Below are 17,406 nucleotides of genomic sequence, written 5' to 3' on the forward strand. Positions count from 1 at the left end.
CGTGACCATCGCCGCTCGGCCATCCGACCATCTCGCCAAGCTGCTGCCTGCGGCCTCCGTCGAAATCTCCTCGCGCGGGCACCAGGTCGCGGAATTGCGCGATCATTTCGCTGAAGGCACGGACGTCACCATCACCTTCCTGCCCGGCGACCATTATCGCCACAACGTCGAAACCGCCGCCGCGCTGCGCCGGGCCGGCTACAATCCGGTGCCGCATATCGCGACGCGCGAAATGGCATCCCGCGAGGCGCTGGACGATTTCCTGGCGCGGGCGCGGGGCGAGGCCGACGTATCGCGCATCCTGCTGATCGCGGGCGACGTCGTCGCGGCCAAGGGTCCGTTCAAATCGACGCGTGACGTTGCCGCAAGTGGCTTGCTCGAGGCGCATGGAATGGCGTCCGTCAGCGTGGCCGGCCATCCCGAGGGCCATCCCTATCTCGAACTGGCGGATGCGCTTGATGGCCTGAAAGCGTGGCGCGACTGGGGTCGTCAAATGGGCACGCGGGTCGATGTCGTCACGCAATTCTGCTTCGAGAGCGCGCCGATCCTGCAATGGATCGGGGTACTCGATAAAGCGGGCGTCGATCTGCCTATCATCGTCGGCCTCGCCGGACCGGCCACAACAGCGACGCTGACAAAGTTTGCGCTCCGCTGCGGCATCGGCAATTCCATGCGCGCGCTGCGGGCCCAGATCGGCCGGTTCAGCCGGCTGCTGACCGATACCGGGCCGGACGAGGTCGTCAGGGGCCTGCGGTCGGCACCGGCGGCGGCGACGGCTGCGATTACCGGATTTCACCTGTTTCCGTTCGGCGGCCTGCGCAAGGCCGGCAACTGGCTGCACGAGTACGACCGCGACCCGCTCCAAAGCGTGGAGCGCGCCGCGGCCGCGCAGGCCGGGCTTCAGAACCCATAGAGTTGCGCCGGATTGTCGACCAGGATCTTCTTCCGGACAGCCGCGTCCGGCGCCCACACCGGCAGCTGGTTCAGCAGCCGTCCGTCGTCGATTTGGAATAGCGGCGTGACGTCGGTGATCTGCTTGCCCGGCGGCGTGACGGAATCCGGATGCGGCCAGTCGGTGCCCCAGACGATCCGATCGGGATTGGCCCCGATCAGTGCCTTGGCGAGCGGAATGCAGTCGGTGTAGTCGGGCCCGAGCTTGGAGGCGCGATAGGCGCCGGAAATCTTCACATAGGCCTTGCCGGCTTTGACCAGGTCGACGAGGTCGGCAAAGCCGGGCTGCTCGACGCCGAGCGCGGCCTGCGCGCCACCGAAATGATCGAAGACGACAGGCACCGGCGAAGCCATGACCAAGTCCTTGACGGCCGTGATCAGCGGCAGATTGGTATAGATCTGCACGTGCCAGCCGCGCGCTTTCATGCGCTCGACGGCATTGGTAAATCGCGGCCGCGCAACGTTCGGATCGTTGACGCCGCCGGTTGCGAGGTTGAGGCGGACGCCGCGAATGCCGGCCTTGCCCATCAGGTCGAGATCGCTCTCTGAGGTCTTGTCGTCGATCACGGCGACCCCGCGTGCGGTCGGCCCTCGCGCCGCCATGCCGAACAGCGTCGCCGAATTGTCGGTGCCGTAGATCGAGGGCGTCACGATCACCACACGCTCCATGTGCAGCGCCTTGTGCAGCGCGGTCATCTCCTCGGGCGAGGCCAGCTCAGGCGTATAGACGCGGCCGGAGAAGAACGGATATTTCGCAGGGTCCGGATGAATATGGGTGTGGCAGTCGCAGGCGCCCGCAGGCACGTCGAAATTCACTGGTGTTGCGGGCTGCGCCGCTTTGGCGGAGGCGGTTCGGTTCTGCATCATTACTCCGGCGGCGATAGAGGCAAGCATCATACTGCGTCGCGTCAGCATTGGCGTTCTCCCTGGACAATGTTGTTGATTGTTGAGATCTGACGGGCGCGGCGCCCGCCAACTCCAGCGTTCTCCCATTCTGGCGCCGGGCGTTGCTTCGCCCGTTGTGCGGCCCACGAAGTTTACCGGCAGAAGTAAGGCGCGGGAAGGGCGGCCATCCTGCGTTATCGATTCGCGAACGCTGCCCGTCCATCGAACCGGAAGGCCGTCCGATTTGACTAATCAGCCGCCCGCCCGGAATATTCCGCCATCCTCTGGAATCACTTCATGCGAAAATTTTCACAAAAGTTCAAAACCGGCGCGTCGGTCGCTGCCGTGGTCGTCGTGCTGCTCGGCATCTACAGCTACCGAAAACTTCAGGCGCTGGCGGCCGATCTCACCGGAGAAAAGGATTGTGGGCCGGCGACCGGCGGCGGCGAGCAGGCGAAAATCGATCTGGAGCGGATCAAGGCGATTGCACCGCTCAGGGGCGTGAAATGGTCGCAGCTCGGCGGCAGCATCAACGATGCGAGCTGTCTCAACAAGACCGAAATCTTCGGCGTGGTCGAGGTGCGCAGTGTGGAGGATATCGCGAAGACGCTGGCCTTTGCGCGCGACAACAAGCTGTCCGTCACCACCGCCGGCGTCCGTCACAGCATGGGCGGGCACGCCTTCCGCAAGGGCGGCATCGTGCTGGACATGCGCAGCTTCAACAAGATCGTGCTCAATGAGAGTTCGCGCTCGGTGACGGTGCAGCCCGGCGCGACCTGGCACGATATCCAGAACGTGCTGCATCCGCGCTTTGCGGTTCGCGCCATGCAATCGACCGACATCTTCACCGTCGGCGGCTCGATCTCGGTCAACGCCCACGGCATGGACCACCAGGCCGGCGCGCTCGCCAAATCGATCAAGTCGATGACGGTGATGCTGGCCGATGGCTCGCTGAAGACCGTGTCGGCGACGGAGAATGCCGATCTGTTCAACCTCATGGTCGGCGGCTACGGCCTGTTCGGCGTCATCATCGAGGCCGAGCTCGATATCGCCGACAATCTGGCCTACCAGACCGGCCGCCGCGTGCTGGATTACAAGGAATTTCCGGCGCTGTTCGCCGGAGAGATCGAGAAGAACAGTGATATCGGCCTGATGTACGGCCACCTCTCGACGGCGCCGAGCAGCTTCCTGAAGGAGCTATTGCTCTACACCTACACCAAGGTGGACGGCAGCGACTTCAAGCGGCAGCCGCTCGGTGAAGTGTCGGGCGTCAAGCTGCGCCGGCTTACGGTCAACCTTTCCAAGCAGGGGCCGCTGTTTCAGGAGATGAAATGGCTGTCGGAAAAGCACATCGAGCACCGCATGGAAAACTGCACGGTGACGCGCGCGCAGGCGATCGGATCGGCGGAAGCCTGCCTCGTCAACCGCAACGACCCGATGCACGATTCCGTGCCTTACCTGCGCAACTCATTGCCCGACGATACCGACATCTTGCACGAATATTTCATCCCGCGCAGCCAATTCGTCTCCTTTGTCGACGGCATGCGCAAGGTGCTGACCGACAACAAGACCAACCTCCTGAACGCGTCGGTGCGCGTCGTGCATCAGGAAAACAATTTCCTGACCTATTCGCCGGAGCCGGCCTTCTCGCTGGTGCTCTACATCAACCAGACCACGGATGATGAGGGCAACCGCCGCATGAAGAAGGCGACGGAGGAACTGATCGACCTCGCCATCGCGCACAAGGGCCGGTTCTTCCTGCCGTACCAGCTCTATTATTCGAAGGATCAGCTGCAGCGGTCGTATCCAGAGATCAACGACTTCTTCGCGGCGAAGCGGAAGTATGATCCGAACGAGCTGTTCACCAATACATTTTACCAGAAGTACGCGTCGTAACACATCGACGGAGTGGCAATCCAACCTATCGCAGGAAATCTCGCAGCCTCGCGAACTCGACGGCGAGTTCGGCAGAGATGATCTTGGGGACCAGATCGCCCTGTGGGGCGGTGTGAATCTCATAGAGATGACGTTGGCCGGCCGGCAGCGCCAAGAATTTTGTGATGCATTCGTCCAGGGTGCCGTCAAAGACCATGTACGGGATGGGCCAACGCGCATCTGTGGCGCGTTCGTTGTTTTTCGAAGGCCATTTTTTGAGGACGGCAGCGGCGGAGAAGTTCGTTTGAAGGCGCTCCTCGGACAATTTGCTTCCCGGGGGCTGAACCGTCAGCCCCCGTCACCACTATACAATGATTTGCGCCGAATGGTTACTCATCAGCCAGGATACCCCGATCGTCAAAGCTGCGCAGTGAACCGCCTGGGCGACAGGCCGGTGCAGCCGCCGGCCTGCTCGGCGTCCAGCACCAGAAGGGCGCCCGCTGCATAGAGGCGGGCGACAAAGCCCACATCGTCGGAACGGGCGATGGTGAAGTAATCGTTCGAGGCGAGAATCCGTCCGTTGGCCTTTGCAATGGCTGCGAGCGTCTGCGACGGCGGGCCAACGACCGCCATCGACTTGCCGGGGGCAGAGCCGAAGGTCAGCGCAACAATCACGGTGAACCAGCCGCCGATCACGAGAGCGACCGCGGCCGCAATCCGGCCGGATCGGCTGGCTCTGCGCTGACGTCCCTCAGTAATCATAGAAGTGCTCAATGCTTGCACCCCTGGCCTTGAGCGCGCGGTTGATGTCGACGAGTTTGTCGATCCTCGCTTTCAGGCCGGCGCGGCGAAAGCCGGGCCGCGCATCCAGCGCCAGCGAAAACAGCTCCGTGGTGCCCTTGATATCGAGTTTTGCGGCATCCGGCGCCATCACCGTGATGAGGATGTCGTGATTGCCGGCGACCTCTGCAAGGCCAAAACCCTTGTCCAGCAGGCCCTGGATGATCTCGGTAAAGTCCTTGTAGCGCGGCGTCTGCACCAGTTGCCACTGCGGCGTCAGGTTGCGGACCTGTTTGATGCGCGGCTCCTTCGAAAGCACTTCCGGCGGCAGCGTCGCGACCACGAACATGATGTCGCGTGGCTCGTTGTCGCCACCGGCGTCGAGCGCCTTCTGGATCAGCGAGGCGTAGCCGATCTTGAGGAAATACTCAGTGCCGAGCGCGAAGTCGCGCTCATAGCTGCGCAAGGTACTCGGCGTCGGGGCTGAGATCGCGAGCAGGCCGTCGAGCTTCTCGCGGAACGGATATTTGTACCAGGGGATGGTGTAGAGGAAGGCGGCATAGTCCTGCAGCACGGCGCGGCCGAACTCGTCCTGCGGGGTACGCTTCTCGCCCCTGATCCATTCGAAGGCGCGGCCGATAGTGTTCTCATAAAATCCCTTGATGGCGTATTCGACGGAATAGCTGATGCCGATGACGTAAATCATCGTCTTCACTTCCGCGAGCGATTCTCCGGTCGCCGGCACGGCGCGGTTGATGGTGCAGAAGCTGTGCCAGAAGCCGAAGATGTGGCCGAGATAGCCGAAATGGCTTTCGCTGGAGCGATCAAGGAAGCGGCCGAAATCCTCGAAGGAATAGACGATGTACCACTCGGGGAAGGTGAAGTAGGTGTTATTCAGCTTGCGCCGGTAGCCCGCCTCGTCGATGGCGGGCAGCGTCACCGCCGGCGCGGCTGGTGCCGATCGGTTCGCCTCGGGCCGGCAGGTGCCTTCGATATAGGCCAGCGGCAAAAGCACCGTCAGCGCAATCAGGATGGCGACGACAACGAGGATGCGCCGCAGCCATTTAAGCATGAACGGCGGTCCGCGTCCGCGGCGCGAGCAAATAGCCGATCAGGATCGCCACGCCGCCGAGGCCGAGATGCGGGGCGTTGGCGAAGAACCGCGTCGAGAGCGGCAGGTTGAGGACGCCGTTGATCAGGATGCCGAAATCGAGATAGCCGCTGCCGGTCAACAGGCCGAGCACGCCGTCGGCGAAATAGAACACGCCGAACAGTTGAAAGAACAATTCCGAGGCGCGGCGCGAGGTCAGCGCCGCCGCGGCAGCCCATAGCGCCGAGACGAGGTGCAGTCCGTCAGCGTACCAGGTGCGGCGAAACAGGCCGAAGATCATGTCGTTGGCATCGATGAAGGCGGGGATATAGCCGGTGAGGATCACGAAGCCGAGCAGGGCGGCATAGCCCCAGGCGCACAGTCTGATGATGTCCATGATGTCTCCGCCCAGGGGTTTTCCGAATCTCTGCCCAGTCTAAAGTTTTGCCAGCGTCTTGAGCAGGGCGTCGTTGAACAGGGCGGGGTCCTCGATCTGCGGAATGTGGCCGAGGCCCGGCAGCAACGTGAGCTCCGTCCCGGATGGCAGCAGGGTCTGGAGGTCGCGCGCCTGTTCGACCGGGGTGATGTTGTCCTTGTCGCCCCAGAGGATCGCGACCGGGACGTCCAGCTTTGCATAGGCCGTGCGGTCGGCGCTTGCCGCAGCCGTGTCGGTGCCGAGGAAATAATACAGCCAATCGGCGATGTCGCTGGTGCTTTCGCGCTGCGTCAGCGGCCGTTGCAGGATCGCGACATATTCCGGCAGCGCACGCTCCTTCTTCGCGATCATCGATTGCAGCAGCGGTTGAGTTGCGATCGGGTTGGTGATGGTCAGCGACACCAGGATTTCGCGGATCCATTGCGGCTGGATGATCCAGGGCGCGGCCGAGGGCGTCGCCTTCAATCCGAGCGCGGCGTCGACCAGCACCAGGCCGCGCGCCCTGTCAGGATATCGCATGACGAGTTCGGTCGCGGCACCGGCGCCGAAGGAATGGCCGACGATGATGGCCGCCGGGGCCTCCAACGCCTCAAGCACGTCGTGGACCCGCGCGGCCTGGTCCTGCCGCGTGTAGCTGCCGGGACGATCCGAGAAGCCGAACGGCGGCAGATCAAGGGCGATCACGCGGAAGCCGGCGTCCGCCAGCACGCTAGTGGTATACCGCCATAGCTCGCTCCATGCCGCCGTGCCGTGAAACAGCACCACGGGAATGCCGTTCGCCGGACCCTTCTCCTGCACGAAGACGCCGCCCGAACGCGTTGGCACCAGATGGCCGGTCCGCGGCGCGAGCTGGGCGCGCAGGCCGGTCTCGCGGATCGACGCCGCCATGCGAAACGAGGTGATCAGAAGGATGATCGCCAGGACGAGGACCAGCAGGCCGTTGGCCGACCAGCGCAGGATGTTTGAAACCACGAGGCCTCGCAAAATCCATCGAAGCAAAACGGGCGGAACACTTTGAGTTTTAGGCGAACGTGAATGGCTGGCGACTGAAAATACCCGACATGATCAGCGTCCGGTTAATGACGCCCTTCCTCATTCCGGGATGGTCCGAAGGACCAGACCTCAGGTGTGCAATTGCACACCGGGGAATCTCGAGATTCTCAGGGGCGCAAGGTGCGCCCATAGCTCGATGCTTCGCATCGCCCCGGAATGATCGGGATTCAACCTACTGTCCGGACGGCGTCCGCAGCCCGTGCCAGGCGTCGCGCACCTGATGGTAGTGCACTTCCGGCAGATAGTCTGGCGTGTTGAGGCCGAGGTTGCGGACGTCGAGCCGGCCGATGGCGCTGAGCAGGGTGTAGGAGGCGATCACGCGGTCACGCTGCGCGCCGATCAGCCGGGCCTTTGCCAGAATCAGGTCCTGCTGCGCATTCAGCACGTCGACCGTGGTGCGCTGACCGCCGGCGGCCTCGCGCTGCACGCCCTGCAGGGCCACGGTAGCGGCGCGGACTTCGGCTTCGGAAGCGGTGACCGCGATCTTGGCACCTTCATTGGCGACCCAGGCGCCGACCGCGGCGGTGCGGGCCTGGTTGCGGACCTGGTCCAGCACCAGGCGGCTCTGGCTCGCCAGCTCCTTGGCCTGCCGGGTCTGCGACGCGGCCATGCCACCGTCATAGATCGGCTGGTTGAGCTGGGTGGTCACCGAGGCCTGATCGGTCGCGAAGGTGCCGAGAGTCGGATCGGAATCCCTGCTGCGGCTGGCGCTGCCCTGCAGCGTGATGGTCGGCATCAGGCTGCTTTCCGCGACCCGAATTGTGGTCGAGGCGACGTCGACATCGAAACTCGCCGCCATCACCGCCGGATGCTGGCGGAAGGCCATCCCGGTGGCGTCGTCGCGGCTGCGCGGCAGCAGACGGTCGACGGCGTCGGGGGGGCGGAGCTGGCTCGGCGCGTTGCCGATCACCTGGGTATAGGTCGCCTGGCTGACGGCGAGGTTGACCTCGGCGGCGTTCAGGTCGGCGCGGCCGCGGCTCAGCCGCGCCTCGGCCTGCGCAGTATCGGTTGGCGTGACGTCGCCGGCATTGAGCCGCTTCTGGGTGATGCCGAGCGTCTCCTGCAGGAACGCCACGTTGGCGCGCTGCGCTTCCACCAGCGACTGGTTGGCGAGCACGTTGGTATAGACGGTGACGGCATCGAGCAGCACGCCCTGGCCGACATTGCGCAGGGCTTCGCGGCCGGACTGCACCTGCAGCTCCGCGACGCGGACGCTGTTGGCGGTCTTGAAGCCGTTGAACAGCGTTTGGCTCACCGTTACCCCGATGGTCCAGGGCTTCAAATTCGCCGACTGGATGGTGTTGTCCGGCAGGAGGTTGCGTACCGCCTGAAAGCCGGCGGAGAGGGTCGCGACTATCTGCGGCCGGTAGCCGGAGAGCGCCTGCGGCACGTTCTCGTCGGTGGCGCGCTGGCGGGCGCGCTCGGCATTGAGGGCGGGGTTGGTCTGGTAGGCCTTGGTCAGCGCCTCGGGGAGGCTCTCGCCATAGGCGGCCGTCGACGCAAATGCCAAGCAGGCTGCGGCAAGGCAAATGCCCGAGGAAAGCAATTGTCTTTGAACGTGGCCAACCCTTGCGGCGCGCCTAGCCATTTGATCCCGTAGCCAACACGAGAACGTGATAACCCTGTTTCGAGCCATCCCGCTCTATCTGTTTGTTTGGGCATGATCTTCGGGAACGCCGATTTATCCGTTATGCCCGATCATCCACTGCCCGTCCGCCCCCCAGCAGCGCGGTTCGTCTACCTGTTTAGGGGGCGTCGCCGCTACAGGCAAACTGCCGCGCGACATCAGTACATTAAATCGGTGAAATACCTGCTTGGCTGTTGCCGGTTCGTCACAGAGAAAAGTTGGCGGCACATGCGTTATGGTGTTTCGGCTGGCGTCCGATTCAGGGCGGCTAGCTTTCCCAGCTATGCCCGGATCCGCAACCGATGCCAAAATTGTTTTCCGACCCCGAGGCGATCGCGGAGGACATTATCCGCGACGTCGGAACCAACCTCGTGGTCGGCCTGCCGCTCGGACTCGGCAAGGCGAATCACGTCGTCAACGCGCTGTATGCCCGCGCCGTTGCCGATCGCTCGATCAAGCTCACTCTGTTTTCGGCGCTGACGCTGGAAAAGCCCCGGCCATCCAGCCTGCTCGAACAGCGCTTCATCGGCCCGGTGATCGATCGGCTGTTCGGCTTCTATCCCGATCTCACCTATGCGAACGCGCTGCATGCCGGTGAATTGCCGCCCAACATCCAGGTGATCGAATTCTTCTTCCTGGCGGGGAAATGGCTCCGCGTGCCGTACGCCCAGCAGCACTACATCTCCGCGAATTATACCCACGCTTCGTCCTATCTGCTGACGCGCGGCCTGAACGTCGTCACGCAACTGGTTGCGAAGCGTGTGGTCGATGGCAGCACGCGCTACAGCCTGAGCTGCAACACCGACACCACGCTCGACATCCTGCGTGCGCGCCGTGAGGGGCGGGCGTCGTTCCGCCTGATCGGCCAAGTCAATTCCGAGCTGCCGTTCATGCCGGGCGCGGGCGATCTGCCGGCGGATGAATTCTCAGCCGTGCTCGACAGCCCGGCGACGGAGTTTCCGCTGTTCGCGCCGCCGGCCGAGCCGGTCAGCGACACCAAGTACGCGATCGGGCTGCATGCTGCGAGCCTCGTTCCTGACGGCGGAACACTGCAGATCGGCATCGGCCAGGTCGGCGATGCGCTGGCGCAGGGGCTGATCGTTCGCCACCACGACAATGCGCAGTTCCGCGCCGTGATGAAGCAGCTCGCGCCTGATATCGAGCCGGCGCAGGCCGCGCCGTTCGAGAAGGGACTCTACGGCGTCAGCGAGATGCTGATCGAGGCGTTTCTCGGCCTGATCGACGCCGGCATCCTCAAGCGCGAGGTCGATGGCGTGAGGCTGCACGGCGCGTTCTTCCTCGGGCCGAAATCGCTCTATCGCGCGCTCCGCGAGATGCCGGAGGAACAGCTCGCGCGCATCCAGATGATGCCGGTGTCCTTTACCAACGAGCTCTACGGTGACGAGGAAGCCAAGCGCCGCGCGCGCGTTGGTGCCCGCTTCGTCAACAATGCGATGATGGCGACCCTGATGGGAGCGGCGGTCTCCGACGGCCTCGACAACGGCCAGGTCGTCAGCGGCGTCGGCGGCCAGTACAATTTCGTTGCCCAAGCCTTCGCGCTTGAAGGCGCGCGCTCGGTCCTGACGCTGGAAGCGACGCGGCAGGCGGGCAGGAAGACGGATTCCAACATCCGCTGGAGCTATGGTCACGAGACCATCCCGCGCCATCTGCGCGACGTCTTCGTCACCGAATACGGCGTTGCCGATGTCAGGGGCAAATCGGACGCTGAGACCATCGCGGCGATGCTGGCGATCACCGATTCCCGTTTCCAGGATGAGCTGGCGCGGATCGCCAAGGACGCCGGCAAGCTGCCGAAGAGTTTTGAAATCCCGCGCGCCCACCGCGAGAATTTTCCGGAGCGGATCGCGCACGCCGTGAAGCCCGCGCGCGAGGCCGGGCTGTTGCCATCATTCCCGTTCGGCAGCGACTTTACCGATGTCGAACAGCGCCTGATCCCGGCGTTGCAATTGCTACGGGATGCGCAGCGGACGCCGCTGCTGCTGCCCGGATTGCTGTGGCAGGGCATGACGCAGCCGCCGGATGCTCCGGCGCGCGAATGCCTGGCGCGACTGGGTCTCGATCAGCCAAAGACGTTTGCCCAGCGCGGCTACCGCGCCCTGGTCAACGCGGCGCTGGCGCGGACGAAATAGCGGCGCGAAAACGAAAGTATCGAAAACAAACCCATGGAAAGTAGCTGGTGGGGGGCAAGGTGGCCACCTCCGCCGCCGCTCAGCGAGCGAAGGCGCAAGCGTGCGTACCATCGGAGTCGTGTCGCAAAGGGGTGGGCACGGCGCAGCGTACCCTTGCTACCCTCAAAAATTCGAGCAAAGTTATCTGCTCTTGTTTCACCAGCTCGTTTAGATCGTGCATAGCGCCGCTTGCAACCATATTGAGAGCGATAAGCGGAGAGGGGGCCGCCTCTTGGGGACAAATGGAATTGATAGCGATCAGTTGTCGAAAGTCATCGATCGATTCGGGGAAGCTGCGGTGGAACCCGCCGCTTGGCCCGCCATTATGGACGACATCTGCAGGGCGGTCGGCGCATCGGCGGCCGTCCTTCTGCAGAGCGACGTTCGGACGCCGGATGTGCCGCGGACGCAATCGATGGATGAGGGTACTCGCCTCTACTTCAAGGAAGGTTGGCACCTGACTGATCCGCGAGCCGCTGGATTTCCTCGCATGATGTCCGGCGAGATCGTCACCGACCACGATATCCTGACGCCGGAGCAGATTCGCTCAAACCCCATGTATAACGAGGTCCTTTATCCGTTCGGGTTGCGATGGTTCGCCGGTGTCGGCTTCTGGGCCGGGTCCGCCGCCTGGGCGCTGGCCATCCAGCGGACCGGGCGCGAGGGTCCGTTCGGGGCGCAGGACAAACGCTTGCTTGCACGGCTTGCGCCGCGATTGACGGAGACCGCCACCCTTTCGACCGCAATGGGCCGGATCGCCCTCACCTCCATGACCGACGTGCTGAGCTGCGTCCGCCAGCCTGCACTGGTTATCAACCGGCAGGGCATGGTGCTGAGCACGAACGCGGCGGCCGATGCCGGATTTGACGAGGAGATTCGGATTAAAGATCGACAACTGGTCGTGCGTGACAAGAAGGCGGCGACTGAGCTTGATCAGCTCATCGACATGATCCGATCGACGCCTGATATCGCCGCACTGCCTGCCGCGCCCATCGCGATCCGCCGCACGGCAAAGCCTCCGGTCGTCGTCCGCGTGTTGCCCGTCGATGGTGCGGCCCGCAGCGTCTTTCTCGGAGCGCGGGCGATGCTTGTCTTGTCCAACCTGGCTCCGCGCCCTGCGCCCGAGCCCGGGTTGATTTCGCAGGCGTTCGGTCTCACCTCGGCTGAATCCCGGCTGGTATCGCTGTTGGCGAGCGGCAGGTCTTTGGAGGAAGCGGCACAAACGCTGCGGATTGCGCGAGAGACGGCACGCAATCAGTTGAAATCAGCGTTCTCCAAGACGGGTACGCATCGCCAGGCGGAATTGATCAGCCTGGTATCGCAGTTGGCATGACCAAAGCGGACTCGCGCCGGCACGCGTGCCAATCTCAGTACTTGGCACCAACTGCAGGGGAATCGAAAGCAACGTTCACACCGATCTGCCCGCCATAGGTGGTGGCGTTGTTCTGGGCGAATTGAGAATAGAATGCTGCGAATGCGGTGGCGTTGGGCGCGAACTTGATGCGCGTGCCGACCGTCCCCGAGCCCCAATCCTTTCCGAGCAACACCGCCGGCAGTGAATAGCTCGGGGCTGTGATGCTGAGAAGCGAGGCCGTGACGAGCCGGCCGCTGCCGGCGAGTTCGTGATTCCACACAGCCCTGGCGTAGGGCTCCCAGATACCGAGGTTGAGGCTCGCCTGATAGCCGAGCTCGCTGACTGCCGAATTGCGAAGCTGGCTTGCGAATGCCAGGTTGGTCGGCGCGCCGCTCGCATTGGTTTCCGCAAATGGATTGAGGTGCACCTGCTGGGCGATGATTCCAAAGATGGGCCCATGCGTAAGATAGATCGGCATGGCCGCCGGTGCTTTGAGCGCACCACCGGCTGCAGCAGGAAGGGATCCAACAGCGGTCCGGAAATTATAACCCGTCTCTGCCGCAACCGAGATGTTGGTGCCATCGGTACTCCCGCGATTGGACTGCATCGTGATGCCGAGCGGGACCATGCGGTTGATGTCGTCGTTCAACGTTCCCCAGGTCGCGATTCCATGAAGCCAGAAAGCATCTTTGCGGTAGGCGCTGTAGAGGCTGACCGCGTATTCGGTCTGCCTATAGTCGCCGCCAAGGCTGAAGCTCTGCTTGGTGGTGCCGCCGGAGAAAGCCGCGCCGACCAGCCAGTCACGCGTGATCGCGTAATCGAAGCCGGCGGTCGCCGCAACCGGCGTCCCTGGATCGTCCGGAAAACCTGGATAGCTATTCCTGATCTTCAACCAGGAGACGTCGCCGCTGACCCAGCCGTGGAACGCGCCCGGCGTGCTGAAGGAAAGCGGGATCTGGTTTGTGATCGCGTTGACGACCCCCAGTCGCGTCTTTACCGGCGCTTCCGCGAGGAACGAAATCTGGCTCGGCGCAACGATCAGGCTATAGAAATAGTCGGCCTCGATCTTCTGTCCGGCCGGCGAAACATGCTGATCGTCCGAGAACAGACTGGTCTGCAGGGAATTTTGCGAACTGAGATACGCCGTCCCGTTTGCGCCGGCACCGGCGGGCGTAGTCGAGGGAACGCAAATGAGTCCGTAGCCCTGGGCGCCGGGGAAGCCGATTTGGGGGTTGCATGCGGAAACGCCGCCGCTTGCTGGTGGCACAACCGATGTGAAGCCGAACGCCGCCGGGTTCGCGGCGACGTATTTTCTAAGTGCGCTAGAATCCGCGGGAATGAATTTGACGCCCGCGGCAGACAGGTCGCCCCAAAGCTGCTGCTGGTAGGCTATGAAATCGGAATTGGTGGTGAAGTAGGTCGGCAAGATCATATAGCGCGCGCCGGCTGCGCTCAGTTGTCTGATAGATGCCTCCAGCGCGGCCAGGCTGGGCTGCACGGCCACGTTGAACAGACCGGGTGGCGGCGAGGCGCCGCCATTGGCCGCCTGATAAGCGGCCACGAAGGCGGCGCGGTCATTGCCGCCGGAGCGGATGATATAGAGCGCGTCCGGATTGGCCTGCCCGCCCGTCGAAGCAAGGTAATTGTTGATCTGCTGCACCGTGGATGGGCTGGGACCTCCTCCGATGTTGGGCGAATTGTTCTCGGCCCCGGCGACCGCAAAATTGGTTCCTCCGCCCGGCGCGCTGCTCGGCGCCAGGGTCAATCCGAACGATGCCGCCAGGAAATCGGTATTCATCAGGCCGGCGGACCCCGTGATCGAGGCGCCGTTGGCGCGCGCGGTTACAAACCGGGCTTCATTGTTCCAGCCGGTGCTGGTGTATCGAAAGTATCCGCTGTCGAGCGAACTATCGCCAAATCCAACGAGCTGATTGAAGGTTTGTGCCGACGCCGAACCGGCGACGATCAATCCCAGGCTCAAGACCCCCAGGCCGCGTAACATCATTTCGAACCCCAAAAATGTGCTTTGTCCCCTATACCTGCCGCTCATAATCTTTCGGCTCTGACCGGGCATGACCCAATTGGGTAAAAAGAGCCTGGTGCCCCCATTCGAAGTAAACAGATCCCCTCATCGCGGCGCGCGATTGGTTGAAGTACGCACTCGGCCGGCGGAATGCGGGCTCGGATGCGCTTCTGGGCTGCACAGGAAAATCTCGAGGAAAATCGTCAGACTCACGATGCCATCATAGCAGCGGTGCACCGGCGCCAGCGCGCGACGCAGCCCGTCGGCATCCGACGGCACGAGAATCAGATGGATGTGGTTTCGGCATCAGGCACCAAGCCCAGATTTCCACGCCCGCGGCGCGACAGGACGTGGCGAGCAGGTCGCGATAGAGCGCGTAATCATCCTCGCCTAAGAACGTTCGCGTCCGGCCGTTGCCAGGTTGCGTCACGTGGTGCGGAATGTCGGGATGACGACACGGGCGAGGCGGGCCATCTCACATGATGACAACCTTAGGGCGATTGATCAATTGAATGCGCTGCCACCATAATTCCAGTGTGGACCGATAAGCCGCGGCGTACTGGATCTCCCGCATGCGCGGGGGATGACGATCGAGTGTTGCGTTGCTATCTCCGCGTCATACGAGGCCATCACCTATTCTTATTCACCGGCTTGCGCTTCTCGATGAACGCCGCCATGCCCTCGGCGCGATCTTCCAGCGCGAACGTCGAGTGGAATAGATTGCGCTCGACATTCATGCCTTCGGAGAGCGGCGTTTCGAAAGCGCGGTTGATGGCTTCCTTGGCCATGGCGGCGGCGGGGCGCGACATCGCGGCGATCTTCTCCGCCGTGGCAAGCGCTTCCTCCATCAATTTGTCCGCCGGCACGACGCGGCTGACGAGGCCGGAACGCTCGGCTTCCGCCGCATCCATCATGCGTCCGGTGAGGCAGAGGTCCATCGCCTTGGATTTGCCGATCGCGCGCGTCAGGCGCTGGGTGCCGCCGATGCCGGGGATGGTGCCGAGCGTAATCTCGGGCTGGCCAAACTTGGCGGTGTCGGATGCGATGATGATGTCGCACATCATCGCGAGCTCGCAGCCGCCGCCGAGCGCATAGCCGCTGACGGCCGCGATCGTCGGCTTGCGGCAGGTGGCGACGCGGTCGCCGCCGATCGCGGTGAAATCGCTGGAGAACATGTCGATGAAGCCTTTCGGCTGCATCTCCTTGATGTCGGCGCCGGCGGCGAACGCCTTCTCGCTGCCGGTCAGCAGGATGCAGCCGATCTTATCGTCGGCCTCGAGGTCGTCGACGGCAGCCGCGATCTCGCGAAACACGCCGAACGACAGCGCATTGAGCATTTTCGGCCGGTTCAGCGTGATGATGCCGACCGCGCCCTTGCTCTCGACAATGATGTATTCGAACGTCGCCATAGTGCACCCCGGATAGCTGATTTACGGGCAATGTGCCCGCTGCCGGGGTGGGCTTCAAGTGGGGCGGAGGATGGGTCGCCGAGCGGACGCGGCGAGGCCGCGCCCGGTGCACGTAGCCAGGGCGTGGCCGGCTAGGCCATGAACATGCGCGCGGCGGACGCCACCGTGAGTAGCGCGCCGACGGCAATGAAGATCTTGCCGATCATCGAGGTCCTGTCCAGCGTGGAGCTGTCGTTGCTGGCCTGCGCCACGGTCTCTGACGTCGGCTTGGAGGTGGAGGCCAAGACAACCCCCTGCGTGGCACTCGTTGCGGTGGCGGGGGTCTCATGCAGCGCCCGGTCGAGGTCGTTGAGCTGGTCGGAGGCGGCCGCGCCGGCCTCAGCCGGGGCCTGCGCGTCGGCCTGCTGGTCAGCCGCTGTCTGCAGCACCGTGTTGGCCTTCTCGGACATGGCGGCGGACATCGCCTTCGCGCTGTCTTTGGCGCCATCGGACGCTGCGTCGGTCGCCGTCATCTGGGCGTTGGCGTTGGAGAGCCAGTCGGGCATGGCAGGCGGGGTGCTGCGGCCACTCGCGTCGGCGACCTGCTTTTCCTCGACCTTCCTGTTTTCGTCGGATTTTTCCGCCGAGCGTGCAGGTTTGTGATGGGCGTAGCGTTTTTTCAGGTAGCGCGACCCCTGTCTGACGGATTTGTCCGACGTTGCGCCCTCTGATTTCGAGACAGTCGCGCTATCGGTGCCCGCGGCGACCGCAGGCCCAGGCCCTGCCAAACTCACCAGAATCCCTGCCGCAAAAAGCATGGCCGATCGCGCGCTGGCTTTGATCGTCATGTAGAGTCTCCCCATTTGCCGCCGCCCAGCGACGAAATGAGACCCTGCCGATGTCCACAGCGCGGCAGAAAGAGGGAATCTTCGGGCAACACCGGGCGAAAGCTGGGCAATGGTGTTGCAGCGAACATAAGAGGGCAGGCATTTGGGCCGTCACTGGCTGCCTGGAGGTGAGCTGCGGCGGATGCGAGGCTGCGCAATCGATGTTATGAGCCTGCCGTTCGCGCAGGCCGGCCATCCCGATTGCCTTCGGGCGGCGGCAGCGGGCGAGGGCGCGTCCGCGGCCATGATCACGACTTCGTGATCGGACTGTGGTAGTGTAACAAATTGAAAGATAGGCCGAATTGCAAGGTAGGAGCGCGGGTGCGCGAGCGGGATGACGAATGGACCGGCCTGATGCGGTCGGCCATCGCAGGCGACAATACGGCGTATCATCGCCTGCTCAAGGCCGTCACGCCGGTGCTCCGGGCTGCGGCGCGCCGCGGCTTGGCGCGCGCAGGGCAACCGGTCGATCAATCCGAGGACATCGTGCAGGACATTTTGCTGGCGGTCCATCTAAAGCGCCATACCTGGGATGTCAGCGCCCCCTTTGCCCCCTGGCTGTTCGCCATCGCCCGGAACAAGCTGATCGATGCGCTGCGCCGCCGCGGCCGGCGCATCTTCGTCGATATCGACGATTTTGCCGAGACGCTGCCGGGCGAGGCCCCGGCCGAGACCGTCTCGGCGAGCGAGGTCGCCGCCCAGCTCAACACGCTGCCGGCGCGGCAGCGCGAGGTGCTGCAGTCGATCGCCGTCGACGCCGCCTCGATCAAGGACACGGCGGCGAAATTTTCGATGAGCGAGGGCGCGGTGCGGGTCGCGTTGCATCGCGGGCTGGCCAGCCTGACGGCGAAGCTACGGGAACACTGAA

The 17,406-nt window shown here is 63.6% G+C and carries 15 protein-coding genes; 5 read left to right on the top strand and 10 right to left on the bottom strand.

Annotated features, from left to right (window positions below):
• Nucleotide 1: 1 nt before the first annotated feature.
• Nucleotides 2–913, top strand: a complete 912-nt coding sequence (locus tag RX331_RS11670; RefSeq protein WP_317256704.1) for a methylenetetrahydrofolate reductase — start codon at nt 2–4, stop codon at nt 911–913.
• Here the strand turns inward: RX331_RS11670 and RX331_RS11675 are convergent.
• On the bottom strand, nt 901–1,866 hold the full coding sequence (locus RX331_RS11675) for an amidohydrolase family protein (RefSeq protein WP_317256705.1): 966 nt from the start codon (nt 1,864–1,866) through the stop codon (nt 901–903). The genes RX331_RS11670 and RX331_RS11675 overlap by 13 nt on opposite strands.
• Nucleotides 1,867–2,133: 267 nt before the next feature.
• Between RX331_RS11675 and RX331_RS11680 the strand changes: the two genes are divergently transcribed.
• The gene (locus tag RX331_RS11680; RefSeq protein ID WP_317256706.1) at nt 2,134–3,732 is read left to right on the top strand and encodes an FAD-binding oxidoreductase; all 1,599 of its coding nucleotides are present in this window, start codon (nt 2,134–2,136) and stop codon (nt 3,730–3,732) included.
• Nucleotides 3,733–3,757: 25 nt separating this feature from the next.
• On the opposite strand, the gene RX331_RS11685 is transcribed toward RX331_RS11680, so the two are convergent.
• The 6 genes from RX331_RS11685 to RX331_RS11710 form a co-directional block, all read right to left on the bottom strand.
• On the bottom strand, nt 3,758–4,036 hold the full coding sequence (locus RX331_RS11685) for a hypothetical protein (RefSeq protein ID WP_317256707.1): 279 nt from the start codon (nt 4,034–4,036) through the stop codon (nt 3,758–3,760).
• A 92-nt stretch (nt 4,037–4,128) separates the two neighbouring features.
• The gene (locus RX331_RS11690) at nt 4,129–4,473 is read right to left on the bottom strand and encodes a hypothetical protein (RefSeq protein ID WP_317256708.1); all 345 of its coding nucleotides are present in this window, start codon (nt 4,471–4,473) and stop codon (nt 4,129–4,131) included.
• A complete protein-coding gene (locus tag RX331_RS11695) occupies nt 4,463–5,563 on the bottom strand; it encodes a hypothetical protein (RefSeq protein ID WP_317256709.1) in 1,101 nt (366 codons plus the stop codon). The genes RX331_RS11690 and RX331_RS11695 overlap by 11 nt, the downstream gene beginning before the upstream one ends.
• Nucleotides 5,556–5,978 carry a hypothetical protein gene (locus tag RX331_RS11700; RefSeq protein WP_317256710.1) on the bottom strand — a complete coding sequence of 141 codons (423 nt, stop codon included), beginning with the start codon at nt 5,976–5,978 and terminating at the stop codon, nt 5,556–5,558. The genes RX331_RS11695 and RX331_RS11700 overlap by 8 nt, the downstream gene beginning before the upstream one ends.
• A gap of 39 nt (nt 5,979–6,017) precedes the next feature.
• A complete protein-coding gene (locus RX331_RS11705) occupies nt 6,018–6,989 on the bottom strand; it encodes an alpha/beta hydrolase (protein WP_317256711.1) in 972 nt (323 codons plus the stop codon).
• 253 nt (nt 6,990–7,242) lie between these two features.
• Complete coding sequence (locus tag RX331_RS11710; RefSeq protein WP_317256712.1) at nt 7,243–8,658, bottom strand: TolC family outer membrane protein; 1,416 nt, start codon at nt 8,656–8,658, stop codon at nt 7,243–7,245.
• Between the two features lie 341 nt (nt 8,659–8,999).
• Here RX331_RS11710 and RX331_RS11715 point away from each other — a divergent pair, with 341 nt between their 5' ends.
• A complete protein-coding gene (locus RX331_RS11715) occupies nt 9,000–10,847 on the top strand; it encodes an acetyl-CoA hydrolase/transferase C-terminal domain-containing protein (RefSeq protein ID WP_317256713.1) in 1,848 nt (615 codons plus the stop codon).
• Nucleotides 10,848–11,148: 301 nt separating this feature from the next.
• The gene (locus RX331_RS11720; protein WP_317256714.1) at nt 11,149–12,219 is read left to right on the top strand and encodes a hypothetical protein; all 1,071 of its coding nucleotides are present in this window, start codon (nt 11,149–11,151) and stop codon (nt 12,217–12,219) included.
• Nucleotides 12,220–12,253: 34 nt separating this feature from the next.
• On the opposite strand, the gene RX331_RS11725 is transcribed toward RX331_RS11720, so the two are convergent.
• From RX331_RS11725 to RX331_RS11735, 3 genes are all read right to left on the bottom strand, one after another.
• On the bottom strand, nt 12,254–14,245 hold the full coding sequence (locus tag RX331_RS11725; RefSeq protein WP_317256715.1) for an autotransporter outer membrane beta-barrel domain-containing protein: 1,992 nt from the start codon (nt 14,243–14,245) through the stop codon (nt 12,254–12,256).
• A 647-nt stretch (nt 14,246–14,892) separates the two neighbouring features.
• The gene (locus tag RX331_RS11730; protein ID WP_317256716.1) at nt 14,893–15,672 is read right to left on the bottom strand and encodes an enoyl-CoA hydratase; all 780 of its coding nucleotides are present in this window, start codon (nt 15,670–15,672) and stop codon (nt 14,893–14,895) included.
• Between the two features lie 131 nt (nt 15,673–15,803).
• Nucleotides 15,804–16,499, bottom strand: a complete 696-nt coding sequence (locus tag RX331_RS11735) for a hypothetical protein (RefSeq protein WP_317256717.1) — start codon at nt 16,497–16,499, stop codon at nt 15,804–15,806.
• A gap of 360 nt (nt 16,500–16,859) precedes the next feature.
• Between RX331_RS11735 and RX331_RS11740 the strand changes: the two genes are divergently transcribed.
• Entirely contained in the window at nt 16,860–17,405 is a 546-nt protein-coding gene (locus tag RX331_RS11740) for a sigma-70 family RNA polymerase sigma factor (protein ID WP_317256718.1), read from the top strand.
• The last annotated feature ends 1 nt before the right edge of the window (nt 17,406 follow it).

This window comes from Bradyrhizobium sp. BWA-3-5 (assembly GCF_032917985.1).
Classification (GTDB): Bacteria; Pseudomonadota; Alphaproteobacteria; order Rhizobiales; family Xanthobacteraceae; genus Bradyrhizobium.

Bases quoted from the DNA above. Each gene is read 5' to 3' on its own strand.
- RX331_RS11680 (WP_317256706.1), top strand. From the start codon at position 2,134: ATGCGAAAATTTTCACAAAAGTTCAAAACCGGCGCGTCGGTCGCTGCC.
- RX331_RS11675 (WP_317256705.1), bottom strand. From the start codon at position 1,866: ATGCTGACGCGACGCAGTATGATGCTTGCCTCTATCGCCGCCGGAGTA.
- RX331_RS11695 (WP_317256709.1), bottom strand. From the start codon at position 5,563: ATGCTTAAATGGCTGCGGCGCATCCTCGTTGTCGTCGCCATCCTGATT.
- RX331_RS11725 (WP_317256715.1), bottom strand. From the start codon at position 14,245: ATGATGTTACGCGGCCTGGGGGTCTTGAGCCTGGGATTGATCGTCGCC.
- RX331_RS11710 (WP_317256712.1), bottom strand. From the start codon at position 8,658: ATGGCTAGGCGCGCCGCAAGGGTTGGCCACGTTCAAAGACAATTGCTT.
- RX331_RS11700 (WP_317256710.1), bottom strand. From the start codon at position 5,978: ATGGACATCATCAGACTGTGCGCCTGGGGCTATGCCGCCCTGCTCGGC.
- RX331_RS11715 (WP_317256713.1), top strand. From the start codon at position 9,000: ATGCCAAAATTGTTTTCCGACCCCGAGGCGATCGCGGAGGACATTATC.
- RX331_RS11730 (WP_317256716.1), bottom strand. From the start codon at position 15,672: ATGGCGACGTTCGAATACATCATTGTCGAGAGCAAGGGCGCGGTCGGC.
- RX331_RS11735 (WP_317256717.1), bottom strand. From the start codon at position 16,499: ATGACGATCAAAGCCAGCGCGCGATCGGCCATGCTTTTTGCGGCAGGG.
- RX331_RS11690 (WP_317256708.1), bottom strand. From the start codon at position 4,473: ATGATTACTGAGGGACGTCAGCGCAGAGCCAGCCGATCCGGCCGGATT.